Origin of the sequence: Cellvibrio sp. pealriver (assembly GCF_001183545.1) — a bacterium.
In the GTDB taxonomy this organism is placed as follows: Bacteria; Pseudomonadota; Gammaproteobacteria; order Pseudomonadales; family Cellvibrionaceae; genus Cellvibrio.
Map to the genome: position 1 here is coordinate 2,700,641 of NZ_KQ236688.1, position 23,597 is coordinate 2,724,237.

Here is a 23,597-nt window from a genome sequence, read left to right on the forward strand (position 1 = left end):
GCAACTTGGGCTAGCCCGGCACCAAACGACAGACGCGAAAAAACAGCAGCGCCCTGCCAAGTTGTCTATATTGAGCAAAAGCACTTGATCAGCAATTCCCGCTGTAACGGAACCGCATGTCTGAATTTACCCTACACAGCATCCTCAATGGTGATTCGCTTCAACTCAGCGAAGCCTTTGCCAGCATTGCTGCAGCAGAATCGATTGCACCAGAGACCATTCGCCAGCAACTGGCCGATGCACTGGTGCTTGCCCTTTCCCGCCACCGGTGGGATACACGCCTGCAACACTGGGGGGCAGAATTTCACTCTGCACTCCAGGCTCACATCGCCCAGGACGATGATTTCTACTGCTCCAATCAACATCCGCTGCGGGAGTTCCTCGCTGTTATTTACCCACCTGCCAGCCACTGGAGCCTACGCGACTCAAAACCCAACCAACAGTTACAGGAGAAACTCTGCGCCTTGCTGGATTTGGCGACTCGCTACGCCCACAGCCATGGCGAGGAACAATTGGCACTGGCCGCGGATCTCCATAACCAGCTGGACGATTTCCGCAACTGGCTCAGCACGGAAGATAAACGCGCCGCCATGCTGGAGAGCCGCTTGTGCGAGAGCGAACTGGCCAACCTCAAACTCACCCGAGCCGAAACCAAAGTGGTGGAACTGTTTAACCGCACGCTGGCAGGCCGGCCATTGCCTGGCGAACTGCACACTAGCCTGACAGGTAATTTAAAAGGCGAATTGCAGTATTGGGCATTCAACACGGATCCTGCTGAACTGCCCCAACTCCCCCTGTGGAAGAGCTGGCAGCGCATTTTGCCCGCCCTCGGGCAGATATTTGCCGAAGAAGGCGAAGATACCGACGACCAATATATCTACAACCAGATTCCACTGCTGTTAGCCGAGCTGGAGCGCAGCCTGCAATACCCCACCAGCAACCCTGCCGCCTATACCCAACTGGTAGAACAAACCAGTCAATTACTGATGGCGGCTATTCAAAAACAACCGCTGGAATGCGCAAGGCTTAACGCACTAACAAGCGATGCCGCGCAAGGCGAGCCCAACACTCGCATTCCCAATAGCTTGTTGCAACAGACGGAAAAAATCCGCGAGGGCGACTGGATAGGTTTTGATGGCGAAGATGAGAATCCCATCCGCTGCAAACTTGCGCTTAAAAATCCAGAGGTCGATTTACTGTTATTTGTCGATCACACCGGGCGCAAAGTCATGACCAAAAACAACAAGGATTTTGCACTGTGCCTATCAACCGGTATCGCGCGACCACTGGAAAATGTTGACCTGAATACTGCAATTATCGAATTACTAACGCCGCTACTTGAACGCGCCAACCGCAGCGTACAAGCACAATTACTCGCGCAAAAACGCAAAGCCGAGCAAGTGGTCGCCGCGATCATTGCGCAACAACAAGCCGCGGCAAAAGCAGCAGAGGAAGCGCGCCTTGCGGAGCAGGAAAAATTGCAGGCGCAATTGGAAGCAAGGCGCAATGCCGCGCGCAAAGCGCTCGCCGAAGCAAAAGCCCTGGCCGATGAAAAAAACCGGCGCGAGGCGGAGCAAGCAGCAGAAGCCGAACGTTTGCGCATTGAACAGGCCGCAGTGGATGCAGCGGAACAACTTGAACGTCAACAGCAGGCAACGCTCGCGGTAAATGAATTACAAGTTGGTGCATGGCTGGAAATCAGCGCACACGACAAGCCTGCAGAAACGCTGCGCGCAAAACTGTCTGTGATCATCAGCTCCACCGGTAAATATATTTTTGCCGATCAGGTTGGGCGCAAACTCGCAGAATACAGTCGCCCCGATTTGATTGAATTAATCGCTACAGGCACGCTGCGCGTATTGCGCAATGGCGATAACTTTGAAGACCAACTCGCTAAAGTGATTCGCGGCTTGCGTCGCGATATTCCCTGACAGCTAGCGACATCCAGATGGAAAATGCGCTTATGAATAATAATGATCAACGCCAGGAGTTCCGCCTCGACAATCAACTTACCGTGATTATCGAACTGGATTCTTCAGCCAACGGCGAACCGACACTGGTCGTCACCAAAAGCCTGGACATTTCCGCCAATGGTATGCGCGTGATTGCCCCACAGGCTATCGCCACCGATATTATTTTGCGCTGCTGCATTCGCGACGCTGACAACGATCGCCAATTTCTGGTCGTCACTGAGGTCAAATGGTGCCGCCCACACACAACCGAAGGGGATTATTTAATCGGCCTCAGCCTGTTTGATTCAGACGGTACCAACATTGTTGAATGGAAGGAGTTTATTGCACAGCATTGCGCTAGCTGAATGTAATGTATTGTGTTGCGTTGTTGTCTTGGCTCGAAGCTGTACTACACTTGGAGCTGAGTTTACGAGACATCACTCATGAACAGTCTGGATGCAATAGAACAAGATACCTTTATTAGTGCAGCAACACCCTTGCTGAATTTAATTACCCATATCACCGGGCTGAAAACCTCATTCATAACGACAATTGACTGGCAAGCGCAGCAGCAAACGGTAGTCATCGCCCAGAATAGGGGCAGCCTTCATATAGAATCAGGCTCGCAAGTGGCATGGACGGATTCCATGTGCCAGCTCATGCTCTCCGAACAACTTACTGCAACAACGGAAATACAACTCAGGTTCCCTGACAGCGGCGGCGCACAGCTGGGAATGCAAAGTTTTGTTGTGTTGCCTATCAAAATTGCCGACCAAATGATTGGCACACTTTGTGGTGCAAGCGATGACAAAGTTGAACTCAATAATCACCAAATTGGAAGCCTTGGCTATATTGCTGATGCGCTCGCACTACAACTAAAACTCACGATTGATGCACGCGATGCTGAAGCCAAGGTGGATTCGCTGCGTGACCAGATTGAAAATCTAGCGACCCTTGCCAACACCGATCCACTCACCGAGCTGCTCAATCGCCGTGCGTTTCAGCACCGCTACGAATTCGCCATTAAACTCAGCAAGCGAACCAAACAGCCATTGTCAGTAATGATGATCGACATAGATGGCTTTAAACAATTCAATGATGAATTTGGTCATGAAACGGGTGATGCCGTTATTAAAATCGTCGGCGATGGACTGAAACATATTGCGCGCAGCACGGATATTCCCTGTCGCGTCGGCGGTGATGAATTTATTCTGGCAGCCATGAATACCGATAGCGATGGATTAGTACTGTTAGCAGAGCGTTTGAGTGAATACGTCAAACTGCACAGCGAACAATTACAGCACCCTTGCTCACTCAGTATAGGGATTGCCTGCTCACGTCATGGTGCTCCGGAAGAGTTAATCCGTTTTGCCGATGAAGCGCTTTATATGAGCAAAGCCAGCGGCCGCGATGCGATTAGTGTTTATCAAGCGGACGATGCGTAACTTTTAAAAATCAAAAAACGACTGGCAGGGAGAAGGAAGCTGGTAGGATCAGCTCGCGCATGTAGACACGCGAGCTGAAATAACAGATGGATTTTACATATCCTTTATTAGGGAATGGCTGCAAGGCGCTGCCTGGCATCCTTGACCCAATAACTATTAGTATCCAACGACAACGCTTTTTCAAACACTTTCTTGGCTGCTTTGGTATTTCCAGAGGCCTCGTAAACAACGCCAGTATGGTAATGAATAACGGCGGCTTCGGGAGCCAGATCTGCAGCATTCAACAGTATCACAAGCGCCTCACTGTATTTGCGCTGCTGATACAAAATCCATCCCAAGGTGTCCATTATCTGAGGATTATTTTTAGCAAGCCCATGCGCCTGACGCGCCGTTTTTTCTGCTGCATCCAACTTACCTTGTTCAGCATGCAAGGTCGCAAGATTATTTAACGCAACCAAATTACCTGAATCCTGCGCAAGCACTTTCTGGTAAATCGCAGCGGCTTCAGCTAATTGTTTATCCTGTTGCAATAACGTTGCATAAAACAGCGCTTCAGGTATTGCCTCCCCTCTCACGCTATAAAGTTTGCCCGCTGTTTCTGCAGCGGCTTTGGTTTTTCCTAATTTAGTTTGCACCAAACTGTACGCGCGTAACACATCGGGATTTTGCGGCTTCAATTGAATCGCTTTTTCAAAATAGGGCAGCGATTCATCGTAACGACGCATAGCAGCCAATTCACTTCCCGTGCGGAATTGCAACAGACTGTTGTCCGGAAATTTCTCTATACCTGCACGCAGCGTATCAAGCCCTGCATCCAAATTATTTTGTGAACGCTCCAGCTCAGCTAGCAGCGTATAGGTTCTGACTTGGGCCACACCTTTTTGCATTCCGCTGCGCAAACGTTTTATGGCGTCCGCAGGTTTTTTATTTGCGATGTAATAGTTAGCGATTTTGTAATCAATCAATGCTGCATTCGTTCCTTTGCTTACAGCAGTCGCAAATGCGGCTTCAGCTTGTGCAACATCGTCATTTGCAAGTGCCAAATCACCTTGCTCAAGGTATACCGATGTCCAATCAGAATATTTACTTGCCAACTGTTTAAGTGTTGCAGCAGCTGCGGCCAGTTGGTTGCTTCGCCGTTGACTTATCGCCAACCCTAATTGGTATTCTTTGTTGTCGGGTTGCAATTCCACTGCGCGCGTAAAGCGCTCACGTGCTTTTTCATATTCACCCGCACCCATGTAGGAAGCAGCCAATATCACGTGCACATCTGCACTGGCCAACGTGAGTGGCGCGCGAGGTGCCAGTTTTTCAATCGCTTCCGGATAGCGGCGCTGCTTGTTCAGCAGCTGCGCTAAATTCGGCGCAACACCCAGATAATTATTCCCCGTTCCCTCTAGTCCTTTTTGCAAATGCTCAATGGCGAGATTATTTTTTTTCTGGTATTCGTACAGCAGCCCGAGCCGCTGGTTGGCAATACGATTATTGGCCTTGATGCCAAGCGCACTTAACAGAGATGCCTCAGCTTCAACCAACTTACCCAATTCCATCTGCACAATACCGAGTTTGATCCACGGCCCTGCTTGCTCCGGCTCCAATTGAGAGGCCTTGCTGAATGCGACCAACGCCTCGTCCATATCGCCCGAATAAAACAAAGCGGTACCAAGTACTTCATAGGCCAATCCGGAGTTGGGATATTTTTCTATCGCATCGCGCGCCATCTTTTCCAGATTTGCCAAACCTTCTTTACCCGGCTTGATAGTCGCTTGGGTAAAAGCCTCAGAACCAATCCTGTCCTTCAACTCAATATCCGGTGCGGGATTTGCGCCATTATCGGTGAAGGTGGCAAACGGATCCTGACTGATAATGGCTGAAGCAGCCAGATTGGTATTCAACAATAAACAGGTTCCCAGTACTAACGAACTGAGAAAGCTGACAGGTAAACGATGCTTTTTTTGGGGGGAAAATAAAGACGCAGGGCTCATCACTATTACCAACTCCTTTCTTTGAATAGGTTTTATCTATTTTGACTTTACCCGGCAGGGGCAGCGACCCATCTTATCTGCTCAGAGGTTATCGACAAGTCTTTTATGGCAGGAAGATACTGATCTCCAATAAAAAAGCGGCCATAAAGGCCGCTTTTCTTACTACATCAACATTAGGCTTTAAATTGACGACGGGTTAACCCCAAGCCCAACAAGCCCATGCCCAACAGCAGCAGGCTGCTTGGCTCTGGCACTTCAGTACCGGTTACGGTGATGCGATCTTTCTCACTGGCAACAATACCACCATCTACTAGACCGTGAGTCAGGAATGAGTGAGTACCGGTTTCCAAACCAGTGAAAGTTACAGAGAAGGTAAATGAACGAGCTACGCTACGATCAAAGTCACCCACCGCTGAATCACCTACGCAAGCACCAACATCTGCAGTGAGGCAAGTGACAGAAACACCAACGCCTGGCATACCTGCACCCAAATCATCTACAGTCACTTTATCGTAGGTAGCAAAAGAATCGTTGATACCCGCAACGATTGAGGCAATCAGCGCATCAGGACTAATTGCACTGGAAACAATTGAACCACCAGAAGCGGTTGCTAACACAGTAGGATCAATACCGCCCCATGAGGTGTAAGTCATGTAGCCAAAGTCGATACCGATAAAGGTAACATCGTTATCCGCCAATGCAGCTTGCGCAGATGCCAAGGTTGAACCATCTGATTCTTTGAAAGTTGCATCACCCAACGCAATGATGAAACGCGAAGAACCCGGTCTCCAGGAGGTATTTTTAGCGGCCAACTCAACAGCATGAATGCCCTCTTCAGGGAAATCACCACCGCCACCACCGTCATAAAGATTAATTGCGTTAATTGCAGCAACACCTGCAACTTCGTCAGTAGTGAGATCAGTATTCAAGGCTGAACCTGGCTCACTGTAATAGCCAGTACCTGTAGCCAGATCACCGAAACCAGCTAAACCTGTCAGCAAGTTAGCGGCTGCAGCTTTGGCAGCACTGATAACGCTACCCATACTGCCTGAAGTGTCAATTAAAAACACAACGTCAAGCACACCACTGGTTACAGATTCTTCGATAGTTACTGTTTTGGTAATGGTTACGCTTTCACCTACAGCCAAAGTTGCAGCGTAGGTTTCAGGAGAAATAGTGTCGGCATTTACTGCAGCCACTGGCAAAACCAGAGCAACAGATAATGCAAGTTTTTTGAAAAGAGTCATGGCATCAGATCCTTCATTTATAAACTGGATGAGTAGATTGAGAGACGGAAGTGCTTATCCGCTCCAGCTGAAACAAACGCTGCATGTTCGTGCAAAATGGCATTCTGTTTTAGATGCCATTTAATCCTTGAAACACACAACAATTGCTCATTAGCAAAACCCAAGCCAATACAAAAAAATGCTTACACATCAATGCAAAACATGACTGTAATAAGATGTAATTGTCGCATCAGTGTAAATATGCTCGACAATTCTTATGATGCAAAATGCGCCACTCATTGGCGCATTTTGTTCGCTGACTACTGAGAGAAATTTTCAGAAGCAGAATTAATTTCATTCACACAAGCGCAGCCTCACTTAATTACTTCAACAAATAAACAACATAAATTTGTGCGCTAATTCTCATTATTCCAGGCTCAAATGGTTCAGATGAATCGGCCATGCGCATTGCGCTGACCTCTGCAAGCTTTCCGGAACTTCCTCTCAACTGGCGATTAGGAATTAATTTCCAGCGCTCTTGTTCACGATCATTAAATTCAGAAATGGACCATGGCTCACCCACCGCCTTACCCTGGGATTTTGCCAGGCGATTAGCGCGGGCTTTGGCATCCTCCATTGCAGCGGCTTGCACTTTTTCTTCAATGGATTTTTTATCTGCAACAGTAAGGTTGGTGTTTATAGTTTCAGAAATTTTTGCATCAACCATTGCTTTCATCATGTCCGGATATTTTTTCAGATCGCGCAAATTAATATCGACCTGACGTGAAACACTATTGCCCGTCAATACACGCTGGTTATCTTTGTATTCATATTCAGGGCGGATATTTAACGCTGTGGTCGCAATATCATTCGTTTTGATACCAAATTTTTTCACTGTATCAATCAGCAAGCGTGAGCGCGCATCAACATCGGCTTTGGCTTTGGCCAAATCCATATCCACTTTCTGGATGCTAAGCGTAAACGTCATCATATCCGGCTCGACTTCCAGTTCTGCTGAACCTTCAACATACACATGAGGCTGTGCAGGTAATGGATTTGCGGCAACAAACGAACTGATTGCCATTAATGCGACTGCAAATAGTGCTGATTTCATAGATAACTCCTTAAGGAAAAAATACATCGCCAGTCTACCGCGACAACCTGAATCCGAACGAAATAACTTGTTAAAGAATGTAAACAACAAGGGCATCATTTCGATGCCCTTGTTGTAATGTTTTGAACGACTTCTGTGGAGGGAATAACACAACTAGAGACTATTCACATCAAGCCAAAGTTCAGGGCGGTTTATAGGCGTTTCTTTTGAGAGCGTTGGATTATCCAAATGCAAAATAATGCGATTTTTTATGTCTGCCTTTTCAAGCGCAGAACGAATGGATGGATCATTAAAAAATACTTTATCAAAACTACCATCAGCAATAGCGCGGTTTAAACCCAGCTCAATATCTTTGGCCAGAGCACCATTCGACTTGTTAGTAAAAAAATACATTGGCATTTTGTAAATCAACATGATGCGCTTTTCGACTTCTAATTGCAGACCACCAAAATTCACTTCCGACCAAGGTTCTGACACCCCGCGCGGAAAAGCGTCAAAACGCCCACCATCCAACATATACATAAGTCCAGCAAACTTTTGTGTGGTCACCACATTGAGATTATTAGCCTTCATTATTTTGGTATCTGCCCAAGTGGTGCCCTGCCCCAGTTTTATCTGCTTCAAGTCATCCAGTGTCTTCACGTGATCAAAACGCGCCTGATCGCCCTTGCGGATCAAAAAAATCCTATGCCCTAAAAAACCCTTCAAAATAGGAATGCGAATTGGGGTCAGCTCTGATTCCAATGTTTGATCCGTCGCCGCCCACATGATTTGGGTAACACCATTTTTAATATCCTCGATGACCCTGCCCTGGGTGCGCTGCTCGCCCGTCTGCGGAACCTGCACATACTTGCCGTCCGTGTGCTCAAATACCACCTTTAGCAGCTCGACCGCATAGCGATCCAAATCAGAGCTGATCGGCATGGTGCCAATTTTGGTGGGAGCTTGTGCTTGCGATGGGAGCGAAATAGAAAGTGAGAGAAGTAATAGTGTGGTGGTCATTAATAGTGGACGGGGCATGCTAACCTCAGGGTTATTGGTTTAGTTATATGTCTTTGAGTGTAGCCAAGATCAGCCAAAGTGCCCGTGCACTCACGCACCGTAATTCTGGCAAAATGCTCGCCTGTCCAGCCGAATGAACTCACATGCCAGACCTCGATCTCAATCAACTTGCCGCCGATATCAAACTCTGGGGGCGCGAACTCGGCTTCCAGCAAGTCGGCATTACCGATATTCATTTGCAGGATGCAGAAACGCGTTTGCAAGAATGGCTGGCGAAGGGTTATCACGGCAGCATGGAGTGGCTCGCCGCCCACGGCAACAAGCGCTCTCGCCCCAATGAATTATTACCTGGCACCCTGCGGGTGATTTCGGTACGGATGGATTATCTGCCGGGCGATACCGCGCAAATCAAAATCCTCAAAGACCCGACCAAAGCCTACATCTCGCGCTACACATTAGGGCGCGATTATCACAAGCTTATCCGCAAGCGGCTCAGCGTACTTGCGCAGAAAATCGATGATGCATTGCCGGAGGATTATCCCTTCAAAGGAAAGGGTCCACTCACAGGCCAAAATCGCGCTTTCGTTGACAGCGCACCGGTCATGGAGCGCCCACTTGCCGAAAAAGCCGGTTTGGGCTGGACGGGGAAGCACACGTTGATCATCAACAGCAACGCAGGTAGCTGGTTTTTTCTGGGTGAGATTTTTACTTTTATTCCGCTCCCAACAGATGAGCCACAACAGCTCAACCAATGTGGCGAATGCACCGCGTGCCTCAAAGTCTGCCCAACTGACGCATTCCCGCGCCCCTATGAATTGGATGCCCGCCGCTGCATTTCCTACCTAACCATCGAAAACAAAGGCGCGATTCCCGAAGAATTCCGCGAGCCCATCGGCAACCGTATTTTTGGCTGCGATGATTGCCAAGCCATATGCCCTTGGAACAAATACGCGCAATTCACTAACGAGACCGATTTTTTGCCACGACACGGCTTGGCCGATAGCGACTTGGTCGATCTTTTTAATTGGACAGAAGAGGAATTTTTAGCGCGCACCGAAGGCTCAGCGATTCGCCGCGTGGGCTATGAGGGCTGGCTTCGGAATATCGCCGTTGGCTTGGGTAATGCACCAGCTGATGAACGGATTATCACTGCACTGCGACAGAAGCAGCCGAGCGCATCACCACTGGTACAAGAACATATCGATTGGGCTTTGGCGCAACAGGCCAATCCCCAGCGTCGCCGCAAGCGGAAAATCCAGCAGATAAGGAACACTGCACAGCAAGATCAGGGGTTAAATTAAGTAAAACAATCACCAAAATAGCCATAAGTTTTCCGCTGTCGGCTGTTTTTTTGGCGCGCAAACAGGAATAATACGCACCCCTTCAAGAGCGCAGCCAAAAGAGCAGCGCCATTTAGATAGACATCGGTCAATCACTGCTCCCTGGATTGTCTCCGGGTCAGCGTTCGGTGACACAACGGCCGGAACTGCCCTGTTGAACTGCTCCTGCGAGCCAGGACATCAACCACAACGATAGGCTATTACTACTATGAAACCACTTTCCGATATAGGCTTGGTTGGCTTGGCTGTAATGGGTGAAAACCTCATCCTGAACATGGCTAGCAAAGGCTATACAGTTACCGCTTACAACCGCTCCGTAGAAAAAGTAGACGCATTTATTGAAGGCCGCGCTAAAGGCAAAACCATTCGTGGCGCGCGCTCTATTGAAGAGCTGGTCGCATCACTCGCTAAACCACGCAAAATCATGCTGATGGTAAAAGCCGGTAAAGCGGTAGACGACTTTATTGAATTGTTGATTCCACATTTGGAAGCTGGCGACATCATTATCGATGGCGGCAACACTCATTTCCCCGATACCGACCGTCGCACTGCTTATTTGGCGAGCAAAGGCCTGCGTTTCATTGGTACCGGCGTTTCCGGTGGTGAAGAAGGCGCACTGACTGGCCCATCCATTATGCCCGGCGGTTCACCTGAAGCTTGGCCATTCGTGAAAGACATTTTCCAAAGCATCTCTGCCAAAGTGGATGATGGCTCACCTTGCTGCGATTGGGTTGGCGAGAACGGCGCTGGCCACTTTGTGAAAATGGTTCACAACGGTATCGAATACGGCGATATGCAATTAATTTGCGAAGCCTACCAATTGTTGAAAGAAGTCGTTGGCCTGTCTGCAGATGAAATGCACGAGGTGTTTGCCGAGTGGAACAAAGGTGAACTCGATTCCTACCTGATCGAAATCACCCGCGATATCCTCGCGTACAAAGATACTGACGGCGAGCCACTGGTCGAGAAAATCCTCGACACCGCTGGCCAAAAAGGTACTGGTAAGTGGACTGGCGTAATCGCACTGGATTTGGGTGTACCGCTCACCCTGATTTCTGAAGCCGTATTCGCACGCTGCTTGTCATCGCAAAAAGCAGAGCGTGTTGAAGCCGCAAAAGTGATTAAAGGCCCAGCGGTGAATTTCACTGGCGACAAAAAAGCGTTCATCGACGATTTACGCAACGCGGTATTTGCATCAAAAATTATTTCTTACGCGCAAGGTTATTTGTTGATGCGTGAAGCCGCTAAAGAATACGGCTGGAATTTGAACTACGGTGGTATCGCGCTGATGTGGCGCGGCGGTTGTATTATTCGCTCATCTTTCCTCGGCAACATCAAAGAAGCATTCGATAAGAATCCTGAATTGAAAAACCTGCTGTTGGATGACTACTTCGCGAAGACTGTTGATGCCGCCCAAGCTGGCTGGCGTCGTGTTGCTGCGGCGGCGATTGTGAACGGCATCCCCGCTCCAACCATCACCTCAGCACTGACTTACTTCGACGGCTACCGCACTGCCCGTTTGCCAGCAAACTTGCTGCAAGCCCAGCGCGACTACTTCGGCGCGCACACCTACGAGCGCACCGACAAACCACGCGGTGAATTCTTCCACACCAACTGGACCGGCCGCGGCGGCAACACCGCATCGACTACTTACAACGTTTAAACTTTTAAACGCGGTGTGAGAAAACAAAAACCCCGAATCAGAAATGGTTCGGGGTTTTTGTTTTAAGCTTAAACGGAGATAAACATGAAAGTTTACAGATTTGAAAAAAACACTGAAGAGAGACTGCAGACAATTCTGGATGGATCAATTTATCTTTCAACTCCAGAGTCTTTCAATGATCTGGACGACTGCAGAATCAAGGCTATTTATACACCTAATTTCGACGAAAAATCCTACAACCAAGTACAAGCCTGCATTGAGACTCTTTATGATAATGAAGATAGTGATTACTTCCCTTTACCAAAGGAAATATTAACCATATCGAGAGAATTTCTTTCTTACGGAAGACCTCGCGAAAAAAACATAAAGGATCATTTAAAGGCTAATTTTGCCAAAGCATCGATCGTAAGAAAAATTCGCGACTATCTAAGAAAAACTACAGGCATCTGCTGCTTTTTTAAGGGAGCGCCTATACATCCACTAATGTGGGCACACTACGCCGCTGGCCATACAGGATTTTGTATAGAGTATGATATTGATGATATAGATCATCCCTTGGAAGACGTTAATTACACCACCAGAGCTTTAACACCATCGATAAACGAACTACTATTTTGTCCGCACGAAACATTTACAGAAATACTTACAACAAAAAGTCTTGAGTGGAGCTATGAAAAAGAGAGCAGGCTTATATATTTAGGTGAATTTCAGAATGAAGAAAGAGGTAAAAAAATTCCTCTACCAGAAACAATGAAACCATCCAGATTAATAAAGGGTGAAAAATTTGATTCCACAAAAAACACTTCATTGATAGAAAACCTTAACATTCCAACGGTTTTATACAAAAAATTTGTCAACCAGCACAGTTCATCAGAGCATTTTTAACACATAGGCTGGGCAGTCATGCCCAACCTACCAAGCAAACACGGATATTCTTAATAATGCTAACCGGCCTCAACCACATCACCATCGCAGTCAGCAACCTTGATACATCTTTTGTTTTCTACACGCAGCTATTGGGTTTTAAACCACAAGTACGTTGGGATGCAGGTGCTTATTTGAGCTTGGGGGATTTGTGGCTTTGTTTATCTTGCGATACCGCAATACCCAGTCAAGACTACTCACATCTCGCGCTCGATTGTGATGCGGATAATTTCAATGCAGTCGCCGCGCAATTACGTGAAGCTAATGTCATTGAATGGAAGAAAAATACCAGTGAAGGCGACTCTTTGTATTTCCTCGATCCCGATGGACATAAACTGGAAATTCACTGTGGCGACTTACAAAGCCGTTTGGCGGCATTGAAAGAAAAACCTTACAAAGGGTTGGTGTGGTTTTAGACCGCACTTGCCCCACCCAAAAACAGAGTGATACTATAGTGACACTTCATTTCTCGGGCATCACTATGAAAACCGAACTCGTTACTACATTAAAACGTGAAGCCACCAAAATATTGGCTGAGCTGCACGACACTAAAGAACCGGTGCTTATAACCGAGCATGGTTTACCTTCAGCTTACTTAGTTGATGTTAATGACTATGAGTTTATGATTGACCGTATGAAGCTATTAGAAGGAATAGCACGAGGTGAGAAGGCAATTCTAGAAGGACGAGTTTTATCGCATGTAGAAGCTAAGGAAAAGCTGAAAAAATGGCTCAAATAATTTGGACTGAACCAGCCATCAATGACCTCAATGAAATCGCCGAATACATTGCCCTAAGCAACCCCATTGCAGCGGCTGAACTAGTAGCGGATATTCTTACTAAAGTTGAACGCCTTGAACAATTTCCCAAATCGGGCAAGGTTCCCTTAGCCATTCCTGAACTGAATTACCGGGAACTGACAGCATCGCCCTGTCGGGTGCTTTATCGCACAGACAAAAATACCGTTCACATAATGCATGTCTGTCGCACAGAACGTAGCTTGCGTAAATTTCTAATAGAACGGGGAACACTGTAGGTTCACTCGCACCACAAGGAGATAGATATGCTAATCACCTACACCGGTAGCTGCCATTGCGGCACCGTGAAATTTGAGGCAGATCTGGATTTGGAGCAGAGCACTTATCGCTGCAATTGTTCTATTTGTCGCCAAACACGTTTTTGGCCTGCAGTTGCAAAAGAGGGCGGCTTGCGGATTCTGCAAGGCGAAGATCAACTCACCCGTTATACTTTTAACACACATAAAAACGAACATTATTTTTGCAAGCATTGCGGCGTGCGTGTATTCGGTATTGGCACAGAAACACCGATTGGTAAAATGTATGGCGTAAACATAGGTTGTCTGGACGTACTAGGCGATAAAGAATTAGCTGCACTGAAAATTACCTACGTAGATGGACTACACGACAAATTTGCGCCGCCGGAATACATAGATCACTTGTAATATTGCGCTGTCACAAAAGCGTCAAGAAAGCCCCGCACAAAAACCGCTATGCTCTCCAGTAGTAAATACGGAGAGCATTGAATGACAATCCAACTTCCGCGCTTTGCAACACCACAAATACAGCAAGTGATTGCCCAACGCAGCACTGACGCGCAGCAGGATTTTGCACAAAAAATTCCTGAATTGATGGAGTTGGAACGGCTAATCCTACAACATTCGCATATTGTTAATACGCATACAGAAATCTTACTGGAGTCCGCATGGGGCAATTTTCCGCTTTATTCGCTCACACTGGGAAATAAAAATCCCACAGCACCTACACTGCTCATGACTGGAGGTATGCACGGTATTGAGCGTATCGGCAGCCAGGTATTGCTCGCTTGGTTACAGACGTTATTAGCGCGCTTGCAGTGGGATTCTCACCTGCAACAATTACTCGACAAAATTCAATTAGTCCTTGTACCCATCTTGAACCCTGTTGGAATGTATTTAAACCAACGCGCTAACGGCAATGGCGTGGATTTAAATCGCAACGCACCTATTGATGCGGAAGGACGCGTACCACTGCTCGGGGGCGGCCACAGGCTCGGGCCATTTTTGCCGTGGTACCGTGGGCGCAAACGCGGAAAAATGGAAGCGGAAAATATTGCACTGGAAGTGATCATGCAGCGGCAAATTTTTAATCGCCCCTTTGCCGCCGTACTGGATTTGCATTCCGGTTTGGGAATGCAAGACCGGCTCTGGTTTCCACATGCCTATCGCAAAAAAGCGATTGGCAATATTGCAGAATACGTCGCCATGAAAACGCTGTGGGAGCGCAGCTACCCTAACCACACTTATTTATTTGAGCCTCAATCCATCCATTATTTATCCCACGGCGATTTATGGGATTATTTTTATTATCAGTCACGTGCACAACAGCAACCGTACTTTTTACCACTCACACTGGAAATGGGCTCATGGTTATGGGTAAAAAAAAGTCCGCGCCAATTGTTAAATATGGCCGGGTTGTTTAACCCGCAGATCCAACATCGTCACACCCGCGTGTTGCGCCGACATATACTCTTGCTGGATTTTCTGCTCGCTGCCACACTCAATCACCCTCACTGGTTGCCGGATGAAAAACAAGCCGGAATTTTTCGCCAGACGGCGAATAATTTATGGTTTAACGGATTATAAACAACGCATTTACGCCTTCTGCTGATATGCTATCTTGTTAGATCATTCACATCGCTGGCTTAAGCCTTCAAAAGAATAATCTGCAGGAGCATTTAATGCTTAAAAAAGCCCCCAGCCAAACTGAACTAAACGCTCTGATTTATGCCATCAATAGTAGCGATTTCACCGCAGCAGAAAACATGGCGGCAAGTTTGAGCAAAGCTTATCCAAAATCCGTTATCATTTGGAAAATATTAGGCGTTGCGATTGCAGAGCAAGGGCGATATGCAGACGCCATTGTACCTATGCAAAAAGTAATAACCTTGGATCCAAAAGATGCAGAGGCGCATCGCAATATGGCCAGCATCCTGGATCAACTCGACAAAACAGAAACAGCAGAAATACATTTTCGCAAAGCGATATCGTTAAATTCGCAAGACCCAATCAGCAACCAACTACTCGGAAAACTATTAAACAAAAAAAAGAATTACGTTGAAGCAGAAAAATATTCACGCAAAGCAATTGCACTGCAATATGACCTTGCTGATGCACACGACCAATTGGGCATCGCTTTGTTAGGGCAACAAAAACAAGCAGATGCAGAAGCGAGTTTTAATACTGCCATTATGCTCAACCCTATGATGGCGGACGCTTATAATAATCTTGGAATAACCCAAAACGAACAAGGACGATACCAGGAAGCCGACGCAAACTATCGAAAAGCAATAGAATTAAATCCCCAACATACGAATGCATACAATAATCTTGCGACCAATTTTATGCATCAGCATCTTATATTAGAGGCCGAAGCAGCTTATCGCATGGCCGTGGAAGTGGATCCATTGAATACAATGGCACTTAGCAACTGGGGTCGGTTATTACACTTACAAGGCAACCAGGTGCATGCAAAAGAATTACTGGAAAAGGCACTCGAGATAAAACCTGACTTCCCTGAAGCATTAAATAATCTGGGCAATGTCCACAAAGAGTTGGGTGATCATGACACCGCGATAGCCTGTTATCGAAAAGCAACGGATATCGATATTAACGCCTTACATGCGTACAGCAATTTGTTATTAATTGGTGGCTACCACGCCAAAATCCCATTAGAACAATTGATAGAGGATGCCAAAGGATACGGCAAACGAGTAGCCCAACTTGCACAAACAAAATATAGCCGCTGGCTAGCACCAACACCGCTAAAGAATGATGTGAAAATTCGCATCGGTTTTGTATCCGGTGATTTAAGAAAACATGCAGTGATGTTTTTTTTGGAAGGCTTGTTACGTAATATCGATAAAAATCAATTTGAACTTATCGCCTACTCTACACAACCTGAAGAAGATGAAGTGACGCATCGGATTAAATCGCACTTCATAAAATGGCAACCTATTTTCGGCAAAAGCGACCAAGCTGCCGCAAACATTATTTATCAGGATGCAGTCCATATCCTATTTGATCTTTCCGGCCATACCGCACATAACCGGCTACCGGTATTCGCCTACAAGCCCGCGCCCATTCAGGTAACATGGGCAGGCTACCCTGCAACAACCGGCATGGATGAGATGGACTACATTCTTGCTGATAAATATCTCGTGCCTGCAGGTCAAGAACAGCAATTTGTTGAAAACGTGTGGCGCTTCCCCGAGGTCTCGGGATGTTTTGCACCGCTTATTGACGACATTCCGGTTGGCGATTTACCTGCACTGAAAAATGGTTACATCACCTTTGGCTGCTTAAACAACTTAATCAAAATGAATGATGATGTGGTTGAAGTCTGGTCACAGGTTTTACACGCTGTACCCAACTCGAAACTTTTTCTTCAAGCTTATCAGTTGAGTGAGCCATCAGTGCTGAAAAAAACCTATGTACGTTATGCTGCTCATGGCATCCCGCCAGACAGATTAATTCTGGAAGGAAAAACACCACGTTTGGATTACTTTAAATCTTACAATAAAATTGATATTGCGCTGGATCCATTTCCTTGCCCAGGCGGAACAACAACCGCTGACACACTCTGGATGAGCGTGCCAGTATTGACACTCAAAGGACATGACTATTGGGGGCGCTTTGGTGAAGCCATAGCCAATTATGTTGGCCAACCCGAGTGGGTTGCTCAGGACAAGCAAGACTATGTCCGCAAAGCCGCACACTTTGCGGCTGATATTGATTTATTAAAAGAAATGCGACAAACCCTGCGCACAAAAGCGCTGGCATCTCCGCTATTCGATGCCCCGCGGTTTACCCGTAACTTTGAATCTGTTTTGAAAGGGATGTTGGAGAAATGGCAAAAAGATAATTCGTAGTGTTTATTCGCCTCAATTACTAAAGCACATAAGCGTAAGCGGGGCGAATAAATCAGCCGCAAACAATTATAACCTTTTTAGAAAACCTTCTCTCGCCACTGTAATTTGCAGTTTTGCATCGATTTTAGTGTCGACGATGAAATCAGAATTGTGTTTTAAAAATTCACGAACAGCCGTTTTGGGGCTATTTCCTGGTCGCCACTCACGATTAGAGAACAAACTATCAGGCATATCTTCAATCAAAGTATCAAACACAACACAGTAACTTCCTGAAGAAACTAAAGGCGCATATGCATTCAGCTCTTCCAATACATGTTGATGTGTGTGATTGGAATCCAAACATACCAATATTCGTTCATAACCCTGTGCAGCTTGTTTTACAGTAGCAATAACATTTTCGTCGATGCTGGAGCCTTGAAACATTTGGATTTTATGAGCCAATGGATGAGACTCTATTGCCTCGCGATTGTGCTGGCGAATATCAATATCAATCCCAATCACTTTGCGCTTGCTCTTCAAGGGATCAAGAACCTCGCCCCCAGTTACAGCCTCGGTATAATCCAGCATTGCCAATAATGATGCATTGAGTATGAGCGAGCCCCCATGCGCAATTCCGGTTTCAATAATCAGATCCGGTTTAATCGCCCAGATCAACTCCTGCATGATAACCATATCCTGCGGGTATTGAATAATTGGGCGCCCCATCCAAGCAAAATTGTAGCTGTAGTTGCCAGGCAAGCTAACATCCAACATCCACTGCAAGGATTTTGCTGGCAGCTCTGCGTTATTCGCCAGTGCGTCTATATTGGATTGAACCTGCTGACGAAAAAGCTCTGAGTTATTCATATGCCCTCATGTTTAATTATGCTTACGGAATCAATTCGCCCACCGATCTGGGCTCCGATGTACAAGTTTTTATAAAAATTTTCTGCGAAACCAGCAGACTTCATAGTTGATACTGTTTTATCAATATCGTACGCAACGCGAAAAACCTCTACAGAGTCATTATGCAAAATAGCATAGGCTGCTCTGGGGTCTCCATCTCTTGGCTGCCCGACCGAACCGGGATTGCAATATAGCCGATCACCAAAATGTGCCAACACTTGTACGTGAGTATGGCCGGTAAAAAATCGCTTCGCTTTTTCAGGAAAAACCGATTCAGAAATACGATATAAATATTGGTCGAGATAATTATCCCACCCGCCATGAGTAAAATAATCTTCATCCTGAATGAGATAGGGAATCGACTTGCTTAGCCAGTCAAGTTGAGGCTGAGTTACCACGCTTTTTTGAAAAGCAATAATGTCATTAACAACCTTTGAACGAGGGCAATTAGTGTGACCCAATAAGTAGCTGTCATGATTTCCCATCACATTAAGCACATTGTGTTGCTGCAATAAATCTATGCATTCACCCGGCTCAGCACCGTAACCGGCAATATCGCCGAGCGAGAGAAACTGCTGACAGCCTCTTTTTTTTGCATCCTCAAGCACTGCTTCAAGAGCGGTAAAATTGGAATGTACATCAGAGAGAATAGCAATATTCACAGGATAAAATCCTCATAGTATCGCCATCCCTTACCAGACTTTATTTTGACAAGACTTGGCTCTTGCTGCAGAAGATAGTGGGCAACACACATTGCTGCTTCGTTGTAACCAAACGCAGTCCTGAGAGAATTACTACTGGAAATTCTCGGATTAATTTCTAACAGATACCAAATATCCCCGTGCTTTCTAAATTGATAGTTAGTAGGCCCGACCGGAGACAGCATCTGGCTTAACTGTGCAATCAGTTCAACAATCCCGGGTTCTTCACAAACTTCTGCATACTGCGTATTGCCAGCTACCGACAATTTTCGCCGAAAGATGATCGGTGCCAGAGATCGGCCATCACCCAATCCAAATGCAGCCGCTGTATATTCGGTCTCATCCGAACCGATTTTTGGCTGCACCAGAAACGAGTATTTCACTTTCTTTTTCCAATACAAAAAGTCAGACTCATCTTCCAGCTCAACAATACCGCGTGAACCATTTCCACAGCGTGGCTTCAGAATGTAGGGAGGAGAACCAAGCTGCGTAAGGCACTCCTGCCAACTTTCAGGCAAGAGACTCGGAATAGCGATAACATGTGCTCGCTGCAAGAATTGAAAGGTATGCCATTTGTCTTTTGCCAACTCGATAAGAGTTGGATTGTTAAGCGCAATACAAGTATTCAGAAAATGTTGCCGATGCTGATTAAGAAAAAAAACATCCACCTCCAAACCAGGGATGATTAGATCAACTTGCTGTTCAACTATCAGACTCATCCAAAAATCCAAATAAGCAGAATCTTCCTCATCTACCTTTGGTTTTTCAACACATAGATCACAAAGCGATTGTGCGAAAGGAGTGATCTGTTTATCGACACCGATGATAGTCACATCAAATCCGGATTGGCGTAATGATTTTGCGATGCCTTGGCCAATAATTGCGCCCACGCCGGTAATAGCTATACGAAACAATGAATTAGATTTTTCTTTTTTTATGTTCATCAGTTGGGATCCACGGAGCCAAAATTACCTTCCAGATTCATTGACTTTATTGTCGCAAATGTATTTTCGAGCGAAATTTCTGGTACAAAACTGAGCGCCCTCCAGCAGGACGCACCATCAGGATAAACAACCTCCCTAAAAGGAACCTTAGCTGGATCACACTGATATCGACCTCCACGATTAAAAACCTTATAAGCTAATTCCACTAACTCTTGCATCGCTATTGTTTGAGGGTAGATAGCATCAAATATACCAGTAACATCATTGACGGCTGCATGTCGTAGCATCCGGGCCGCATCATCCACATGCAAAAAATTCCGCGCAGCAGATGCACTTGGCATATTGAGATCCGCTCCCTTGGCCGCATACGCAATCGCCCTACATATCCATAATTGATGTCGGATACAACGACCAAACGTATCGTAAAGCTGGGTAAAGCGTAGTGAACAAAAATCGATACCGGACTTTTTAAGCAACCATGTAAATTGTTGTTCCGCTAATGCTTTACTAAATCCATAACTGTTATATCCCGACGGATCAAAATCCGGCCTTGATGAAAGTGTTCCTGCATAAATAAATTTTTGGCATCCCAATTGGGTCGAAAGGAGAGCAACTTTTAATGCACTATGAGCATTCACTTTTAGGTTAAGTGCGATACCTGCATCATCATCGCCACCAAAACTGGCTGCGCAATGAAAAAAAGTGTCAGCTTTTAATTGGATTTTGGACAAATCAACATTGTCGCCAGACAAATCAAATTGAATGTCTGAATCTGACGATCGGCCAATACGGATAACAGAAATATTTTTTCCGGCAAGTTGTTGGCATAATGCTTGGCCAAGCATTGAATTTGCACCAAGCACAGCAACCTGTTTCATACCAGCTTAATTTCCATCAATAAGCCCACACAAAGATCCGGGAATTCAATTCCAACACGCAACATAGCCTGTAGGTTCGCTTCAAAATCTGTCAGCGTTTTTAATACATTAAGCGGTAATGGCTTCAGGTAAATTCCTTCTTCATAGACAACTTTATAACCCAGCGTCTCAACTTCTGCCCTTAATGTGTCTCTGCAATATTGTCGCTTATGGCCTAACGCAAGATCATTGGCATTAAGACTGTAAATATCATCAATTAAGCCCAGCTCCAAACCCAAGCGGCGATTCATTGATTTGGCATTAGGAACAGCAATAAATATTCTGCAGCCAGGTGCCATGAATTTTTTAAAATGCGCAAGAACAAGCGCAGGATCATCAACATGCTCAAGCACAAAACCCATGATAATAACGTCAAATTTTTCAGCAGTTTCAAACGTTTCAAAATAGCCGTATTGCAAATCAACGTTTAAATCAGGGTGAGCCGCTCTAAAATCATCAATAACCACCGAAGACCCTTCGACAATAACATGACGATCGGTAGCTGCATTGAAAATAGCTGCCGTAAATCCATGACCTATACCCAGTTCGAGAAGATTTTTGCAATGCCCGAAGCGCTCCACAATACGCTTGGGGTACCAGTGCAGAATAAGATCATTTTCAATAGCGCTGGCAGCACCAGGCTTGTATTCACTGGTCACCAGATTTAAATCATTCATCATGCTTCTCCAGAAAACTGCGCCAATTACGTGTAGTAGATTGCATTACATCTATTCCCATATGGCCACAATTTGCAATTAAATCCAATGCTGAAACATAGGGTGTGAAAGCTCCATGTTGTTGCGGGTAAGCCATGCAGTGATAATTCATATACTCCACTTCTACACCGGCATCGAAAAATTTTTGATGATTCAGATAATGACGCGCACCATGGCCCGTAATGTACTCGGTACCACCAAGCTCCTTAACAATAGCCAAAACGCGATCGCTGCCTTCACCGCCAATAGCAAGATCGCGACTATCCAAAAATGTTACCCGCTCATGAAGATTAAAATAATTAACTAGCGCCAACATGGAAGCGCGGGCAATTTCACTCAGACTGCCATGTTGGTGAGATGACAACACAGAATCATAAAGCGCCAGAGCATCATTTGCGTAAGGAGAGCTGCCCAGACTCTCCTGCAATAAATATTTATGCTTTCCAAACCATAATTCCGGTGCCTGCACGGATACATCCTGAATTTTCATTCCCAAATGCAAATCCTTTAAGGGGAGGGTTAACCAACGGCTTCCAGAGGGCGTTTTCAATTGAACCCTGTTGGTAAAACTCCCTTTAGAAAAGGCAACATCGTCGTAGTGTACAAATATATCCGCAAGCTTGATTTGCTCAAGCATGCCCACCCACGGGAAAAACATTGATTGCGATATAACAATACGCATTAATGCTCAGCCATATAAATTAACGTTCGAGCCTCGCTTATAAAAGGCATTGTCGCCATCACATTACGCGCAATCTTTGGATTTAGCCCGACAAATACTGTTTTGACCTCAGTGGGAATATCTACAGGCTTTTTAATCACGATATTAAACAGCGATCTGTTCTGTAAAAAGTCATTATTATCAAGAAAGCAGACAACTTTCTCAGGCTGCAGCAAATGCGCATGAACAAATGCACCATAAAAACCTGCACCGTAGATTGCAATTGGATTCGCGCAATTTCGCTCGGAAGATTGGATGTGATTGCCAATATTACGCCAAAACGAAGCGATTTCCGCCACTTGATTGGAGCAGTCTTCAACTGCAACTTCAACACTGTGATGATTGCGTTTTTTTGCAACAATCGTCATAGCTCCACGATGGCTCTGCAGATCAATATCAATCAGCGACAAGCCTGCATCATTTAACAATCTTTGCATAGATTTCGGCGTAAAATGATTAACATGATCAACCACAATAAAATCCGCAACGTTATTAAACATATTGGGAACTATTGCATAAAAAGTGCCCCCTTCATTTAATAACGACGCTATTTCCGAGATCACTTTTTTAACGCTTGCAATATGCTCCAGCGAAAAGAATGATGTAATCAAATCAAAACGATTGAGCCAATTACGGGGAATAGTGTTCACTGCACACTTATCTGGCGTAGTCATCTTTTCCCAATAAGGACGGTAGGCTTCACTGACATCATAAAAATGACAATCAAGGTCAGGATATAGCTCCAGCATTTTTTTCATCATGCTCGACTTTGCGCAACCAAAATCCAACACTTTTTGTTGTGATTGAAACTGGATTTTACGTTGCATGACGGCTAACTGATGGTCCGTCCTGTAACGTGCAACACCATCAACAACCTCATAAAGCTGATCTTCGTCTTCATGATAGAGGTTGATGTTGTAATGCTCAGCATAAAATACTGCTGCATCTGGTAAATCTTCACTATATACATGACCACAAGAGGCACACTCATAAATTTGAGTGTGCACTGGCAAAATCTGGCACCCTGATGTCAAACTTTTTTCAATCGCAGAGCGATACACTACAGAGGTGTCTTGCGATTCACATACATGGCAACGATAAGTCATACCCAATCCTGACAATTCAAAAAACAATACT

23 protein-coding genes are annotated in these 23,597 nt (G+C 45.7%); 12 read left to right on the forward strand and 11 right to left on the reverse strand.

Annotation, left to right across the window (positions count from 1 at the left end; all coding sequences use genetic code 11):
* The first annotated feature begins 116 nt into the window (after nt 1-116).
* The 3 genes from VC28_RS11590 to VC28_RS11600 all read left to right on the forward strand — a co-directional run bounded on the left by VC28_RS11590 (nt 117) and on the right by VC28_RS11600 (nt 3,397).
* Nucleotides 117-1,931, forward strand: a complete 1,815-nt coding sequence (locus tag VC28_RS11590; protein WP_049630783.1) for a DUF1631 family protein — start codon at nt 117-119, stop codon at nt 1,929-1,931.
* 32 nt (nt 1,932-1,963) lie between these two features.
* Nucleotides 1,964-2,317 (forward strand): PilZ domain-containing protein, encoded by a 354-nt coding sequence (locus tag VC28_RS11595; RefSeq protein WP_197085520.1) that lies wholly within the window; start codon nt 1,964-1,966, stop codon nt 2,315-2,317.
* Nucleotides 2,318-2,395: 78 nt separating this feature from the next.
* Complete coding sequence (locus tag VC28_RS11600) at nt 2,396-3,397, forward strand: GGDEF domain-containing protein (RefSeq protein WP_049630785.1); 1,002 nt, start codon at nt 2,396-2,398, stop codon at nt 3,395-3,397.
* 107 nt (nt 3,398-3,504) lie between these two features.
* On the opposite strand, the gene VC28_RS11605 is transcribed toward VC28_RS11600, so the two are convergent.
* From VC28_RS11605 to VC28_RS11620, 4 genes are all read right to left on the reverse strand, one after another.
* Nucleotides 3,505-5,382, reverse strand: coding sequence for a tetratricopeptide repeat protein (locus VC28_RS11605; protein ID WP_049630786.1), 1,878 nt, complete (start codon nt 5,380-5,382; stop codon nt 3,505-3,507).
* Nucleotides 5,383-5,555: 173 nt separating this feature from the next.
* Nucleotides 5,556-6,629 (reverse strand): PEP-CTERM sorting domain-containing protein, encoded by a 1,074-nt coding sequence (locus tag VC28_RS19855; RefSeq protein ID WP_049630787.1) that lies wholly within the window; start codon nt 6,627-6,629, stop codon nt 5,556-5,558.
* A 361-nt stretch (nt 6,630-6,990) separates the two neighbouring features.
* Nucleotides 6,991-7,722, reverse strand: a complete 732-nt coding sequence (locus tag VC28_RS11615) for an SIMPL domain-containing protein (RefSeq protein WP_049630788.1) — start codon at nt 7,720-7,722, stop codon at nt 6,991-6,993.
* 153 nt (nt 7,723-7,875) lie between these two features.
* Nucleotides 7,876-8,742 carry a substrate-binding periplasmic protein gene (locus VC28_RS11620; RefSeq protein WP_049630789.1) on the reverse strand — a complete coding sequence of 289 codons (867 nt, stop codon included), beginning with the start codon at nt 8,740-8,742 and terminating at the stop codon, nt 7,876-7,878.
* A gap of 125 nt (nt 8,743-8,867) precedes the next feature.
* Here VC28_RS11620 and queG point away from each other — a divergent pair, with 125 nt between their 5' ends.
* The 9 genes from queG (at nt 8,868) to VC28_RS11665 (ending at nt 17,576) form a co-directional block, all read left to right on the forward strand.
* Entirely contained in the window at nt 8,868-10,025 is a 1,158-nt protein-coding gene (queG, locus tag VC28_RS11625; RefSeq protein ID WP_049630790.1) for a tRNA epoxyqueuosine(34) reductase QueG, read from the forward strand.
* Between the two features lie 247 nt (nt 10,026-10,272).
* On the forward strand, nt 10,273-11,727 hold the full coding sequence (gnd, locus tag VC28_RS11630) for a decarboxylating NADP(+)-dependent phosphogluconate dehydrogenase (protein WP_049630791.1): 1,455 nt from the start codon (nt 10,273-10,275) through the stop codon (nt 11,725-11,727).
* Nucleotides 11,728-11,811: 84 nt separating this feature from the next.
* Nucleotides 11,812-12,612, forward strand: a complete 801-nt coding sequence (locus VC28_RS11635) for a DUF2971 domain-containing protein (RefSeq protein ID WP_049630792.1) — start codon at nt 11,812-11,814, stop codon at nt 12,610-12,612.
* Between the two features lie 56 nt (nt 12,613-12,668).
* Nucleotides 12,669-13,067 (forward strand): fosfomycin resistance glutathione transferase, encoded by a 399-nt coding sequence (gene fos / locus VC28_RS11640; protein ID WP_049630793.1) that lies wholly within the window; start codon nt 12,669-12,671, stop codon nt 13,065-13,067.
* Nucleotides 13,068-13,132: 65 nt separating this feature from the next.
* On the forward strand, nt 13,133-13,390 hold the full coding sequence (locus tag VC28_RS11645; protein ID WP_049630794.1) for a type II toxin-antitoxin system Phd/YefM family antitoxin: 258 nt from the start codon (nt 13,133-13,135) through the stop codon (nt 13,388-13,390).
* Nucleotides 13,378-13,686, forward strand: a complete 309-nt coding sequence (locus tag VC28_RS11650; protein WP_049630795.1) for a type II toxin-antitoxin system RelE/ParE family toxin — start codon at nt 13,378-13,380, stop codon at nt 13,684-13,686. The genes VC28_RS11645 and VC28_RS11650 overlap by 13 nt, the downstream gene beginning before the upstream one ends.
* Before the next feature lie 27 nt (nt 13,687-13,713).
* On the forward strand, nt 13,714-14,112 hold the full coding sequence (locus VC28_RS11655; RefSeq protein ID WP_049630796.1) for a GFA family protein: 399 nt from the start codon (nt 13,714-13,716) through the stop codon (nt 14,110-14,112).
* Nucleotides 14,113-14,193: 81 nt separating this feature from the next.
* Nucleotides 14,194-15,291 carry a DUF2817 domain-containing protein gene (locus tag VC28_RS11660; protein WP_053094197.1) on the forward strand — a complete coding sequence of 366 codons (1,098 nt, stop codon included), beginning with the start codon at nt 14,194-14,196 and terminating at the stop codon, nt 15,289-15,291.
* A 95-nt stretch (nt 15,292-15,386) separates the two neighbouring features.
* Entirely contained in the window at nt 15,387-17,576 is a 2,190-nt protein-coding gene (locus VC28_RS11665) for a tetratricopeptide repeat protein (RefSeq protein ID WP_049630797.1), read from the forward strand.
* Nucleotides 17,577-17,642: 66 nt separating this feature from the next.
* Here the strand turns inward: VC28_RS11665 and VC28_RS11670 are convergent, their stop codons facing one another.
* The 7 genes from VC28_RS11670 to VC28_RS11700 are packed head-to-tail and all read right to left on the reverse strand — an operon-like array spanning nt 17,643 to nt 23,566.
* Nucleotides 17,643-18,422: a cephalosporin hydroxylase family protein gene (locus VC28_RS11670; protein ID WP_049630798.1), complete on the reverse strand. Its 780-nt coding sequence runs from the start codon at nt 18,420-18,422 to the stop codon at nt 17,643-17,645.
* Entirely contained in the window at nt 18,419-19,123 is a 705-nt protein-coding gene (locus VC28_RS11675) for a metallophosphoesterase family protein (RefSeq protein WP_049630799.1), read from the reverse strand. Before VC28_RS11675 ends, VC28_RS11670 begins: the two co-directional genes overlap by 4 nt.
* Nucleotides 19,120-20,106, reverse strand: a complete 987-nt coding sequence (locus VC28_RS11680; RefSeq protein WP_049630800.1) for an ATP-grasp domain-containing protein — start codon at nt 20,104-20,106, stop codon at nt 19,120-19,122. Before VC28_RS11680 ends, VC28_RS11675 begins: the two co-directional genes overlap by 4 nt.
* Entirely contained in the window at nt 20,106-20,984 is an 879-nt protein-coding gene (locus tag VC28_RS11685) for an NAD-dependent epimerase/dehydratase family protein (RefSeq protein ID WP_049630801.1), read from the reverse strand. The genes VC28_RS11680 and VC28_RS11685 overlap by 1 nt, the downstream gene beginning before the upstream one ends.
* Nucleotides 20,981-21,703, reverse strand: a complete 723-nt coding sequence (locus VC28_RS11690; protein ID WP_197085521.1) for a class I SAM-dependent methyltransferase — start codon at nt 21,701-21,703, stop codon at nt 20,981-20,983. Before VC28_RS11690 ends, VC28_RS11685 begins: the two co-directional genes overlap by 4 nt.
* Nucleotides 21,693-22,421, reverse strand: coding sequence for a WbqC family protein (locus tag VC28_RS11695; protein ID WP_049630803.1), 729 nt, complete (start codon nt 22,419-22,421; stop codon nt 21,693-21,695). The genes VC28_RS11690 and VC28_RS11695 overlap by 11 nt, the downstream gene beginning before the upstream one ends.
* The gene (locus VC28_RS11700) at nt 22,421-23,566 is read right to left on the reverse strand and encodes a class I SAM-dependent methyltransferase (RefSeq protein WP_049630804.1); all 1,146 of its coding nucleotides are present in this window, start codon (nt 23,564-23,566) and stop codon (nt 22,421-22,423) included. The genes VC28_RS11695 and VC28_RS11700 overlap by 1 nt, the downstream gene beginning before the upstream one ends.
* Nucleotides 23,567-23,597: the final 31 nt, after the last annotated feature.

Excerpts from the sequence above, each read along its gene's own strand:
- VC28_RS11635 (WP_049630792.1), top strand. The coding sequence starts at position 11,812 with ATGAAAGTTTACAGATTTGAAAAAAACACTGAAGAGAGACTGCAGACA.
- VC28_RS11655 (WP_049630796.1), top strand. The coding sequence starts at position 13,714 with ATGCTAATCACCTACACCGGTAGCTGCCATTGCGGCACCGTGAAATTT.
- VC28_RS11695 (WP_049630803.1), bottom strand. The coding sequence starts at position 22,421 with ATGCGTATTGTTATATCGCAATCAATGTTTTTCCCGTGGGTGGGCATG.
- gnd (WP_049630791.1), top strand. The coding sequence starts at position 10,273 with ATGAAACCACTTTCCGATATAGGCTTGGTTGGCTTGGCTGTAATGGGT.
- VC28_RS11620 (WP_049630789.1), bottom strand. The coding sequence starts at position 8,742 with ATGCCCCGTCCACTATTAATGACCACCACACTATTACTTCTCTCACTT.
- VC28_RS11700 (WP_049630804.1), bottom strand. The coding sequence starts at position 23,566 with ATGACTTATCGTTGCCATGTATGTGAATCGCAAGACACCTCTGTAGTG.
- VC28_RS11595 (WP_197085520.1), top strand. The coding sequence starts at position 1,964 with ATGAATAATAATGATCAACGCCAGGAGTTCCGCCTCGACAATCAACTT.
- VC28_RS11660 (WP_053094197.1), top strand. The coding sequence starts at position 14,194 with ATGACAATCCAACTTCCGCGCTTTGCAACACCACAAATACAGCAAGTG.
- VC28_RS11685 (WP_049630801.1), bottom strand. The coding sequence starts at position 20,984 with ATGAAACAGGTTGCTGTGCTTGGTGCAAATTCAATGCTTGGCCAAGCA.
- fos (WP_049630793.1), top strand. The coding sequence starts at position 12,669 with ATGCTAACCGGCCTCAACCACATCACCATCGCAGTCAGCAACCTTGAT.
- VC28_RS11680 (WP_049630800.1), bottom strand. The coding sequence starts at position 20,106 with ATGAACATAAAAAAAGAAAAATCTAATTCATTGTTTCGTATAGCTATT.
- VC28_RS11615 (WP_049630788.1), bottom strand. The coding sequence starts at position 7,722 with ATGAAATCAGCACTATTTGCAGTCGCATTAATGGCAATCAGTTCGTTT.
- VC28_RS11690 (WP_197085521.1), bottom strand. The coding sequence starts at position 21,703 with ATGATGAATGATTTAAATCTGGTGACCAGTGAATACAAGCCTGGTGCT.
- VC28_RS11650 (WP_049630795.1), top strand. The coding sequence starts at position 13,378 with ATGGCTCAAATAATTTGGACTGAACCAGCCATCAATGACCTCAATGAA.
- VC28_RS11600 (WP_049630785.1), top strand. The coding sequence starts at position 2,396 with ATGAACAGTCTGGATGCAATAGAACAAGATACCTTTATTAGTGCAGCA.
- queG (WP_049630790.1), top strand. The coding sequence starts at position 8,868 with ATGCCAGACCTCGATCTCAATCAACTTGCCGCCGATATCAAACTCTGG.
- VC28_RS11590 (WP_049630783.1), top strand. The coding sequence starts at position 117 with ATGTCTGAATTTACCCTACACAGCATCCTCAATGGTGATTCGCTTCAA.
- VC28_RS19855 (WP_049630787.1), bottom strand. The coding sequence starts at position 6,629 with ATGACTCTTTTCAAAAAACTTGCATTATCTGTTGCTCTGGTTTTGCCA.
- VC28_RS11665 (WP_049630797.1), top strand. The coding sequence starts at position 15,387 with ATGCTTAAAAAAGCCCCCAGCCAAACTGAACTAAACGCTCTGATTTAT.
- VC28_RS11645 (WP_049630794.1), top strand. The coding sequence starts at position 13,133 with ATGAAAACCGAACTCGTTACTACATTAAAACGTGAAGCCACCAAAATA.
- VC28_RS11670 (WP_049630798.1), bottom strand. The coding sequence starts at position 18,422 with ATGAATAACTCAGAGCTTTTTCGTCAGCAGGTTCAATCCAATATAGAC.
- VC28_RS11605 (WP_049630786.1), bottom strand. The coding sequence starts at position 5,382 with ATGAGCCCTGCGTCTTTATTTTCCCCCCAAAAAAAGCATCGTTTACCT.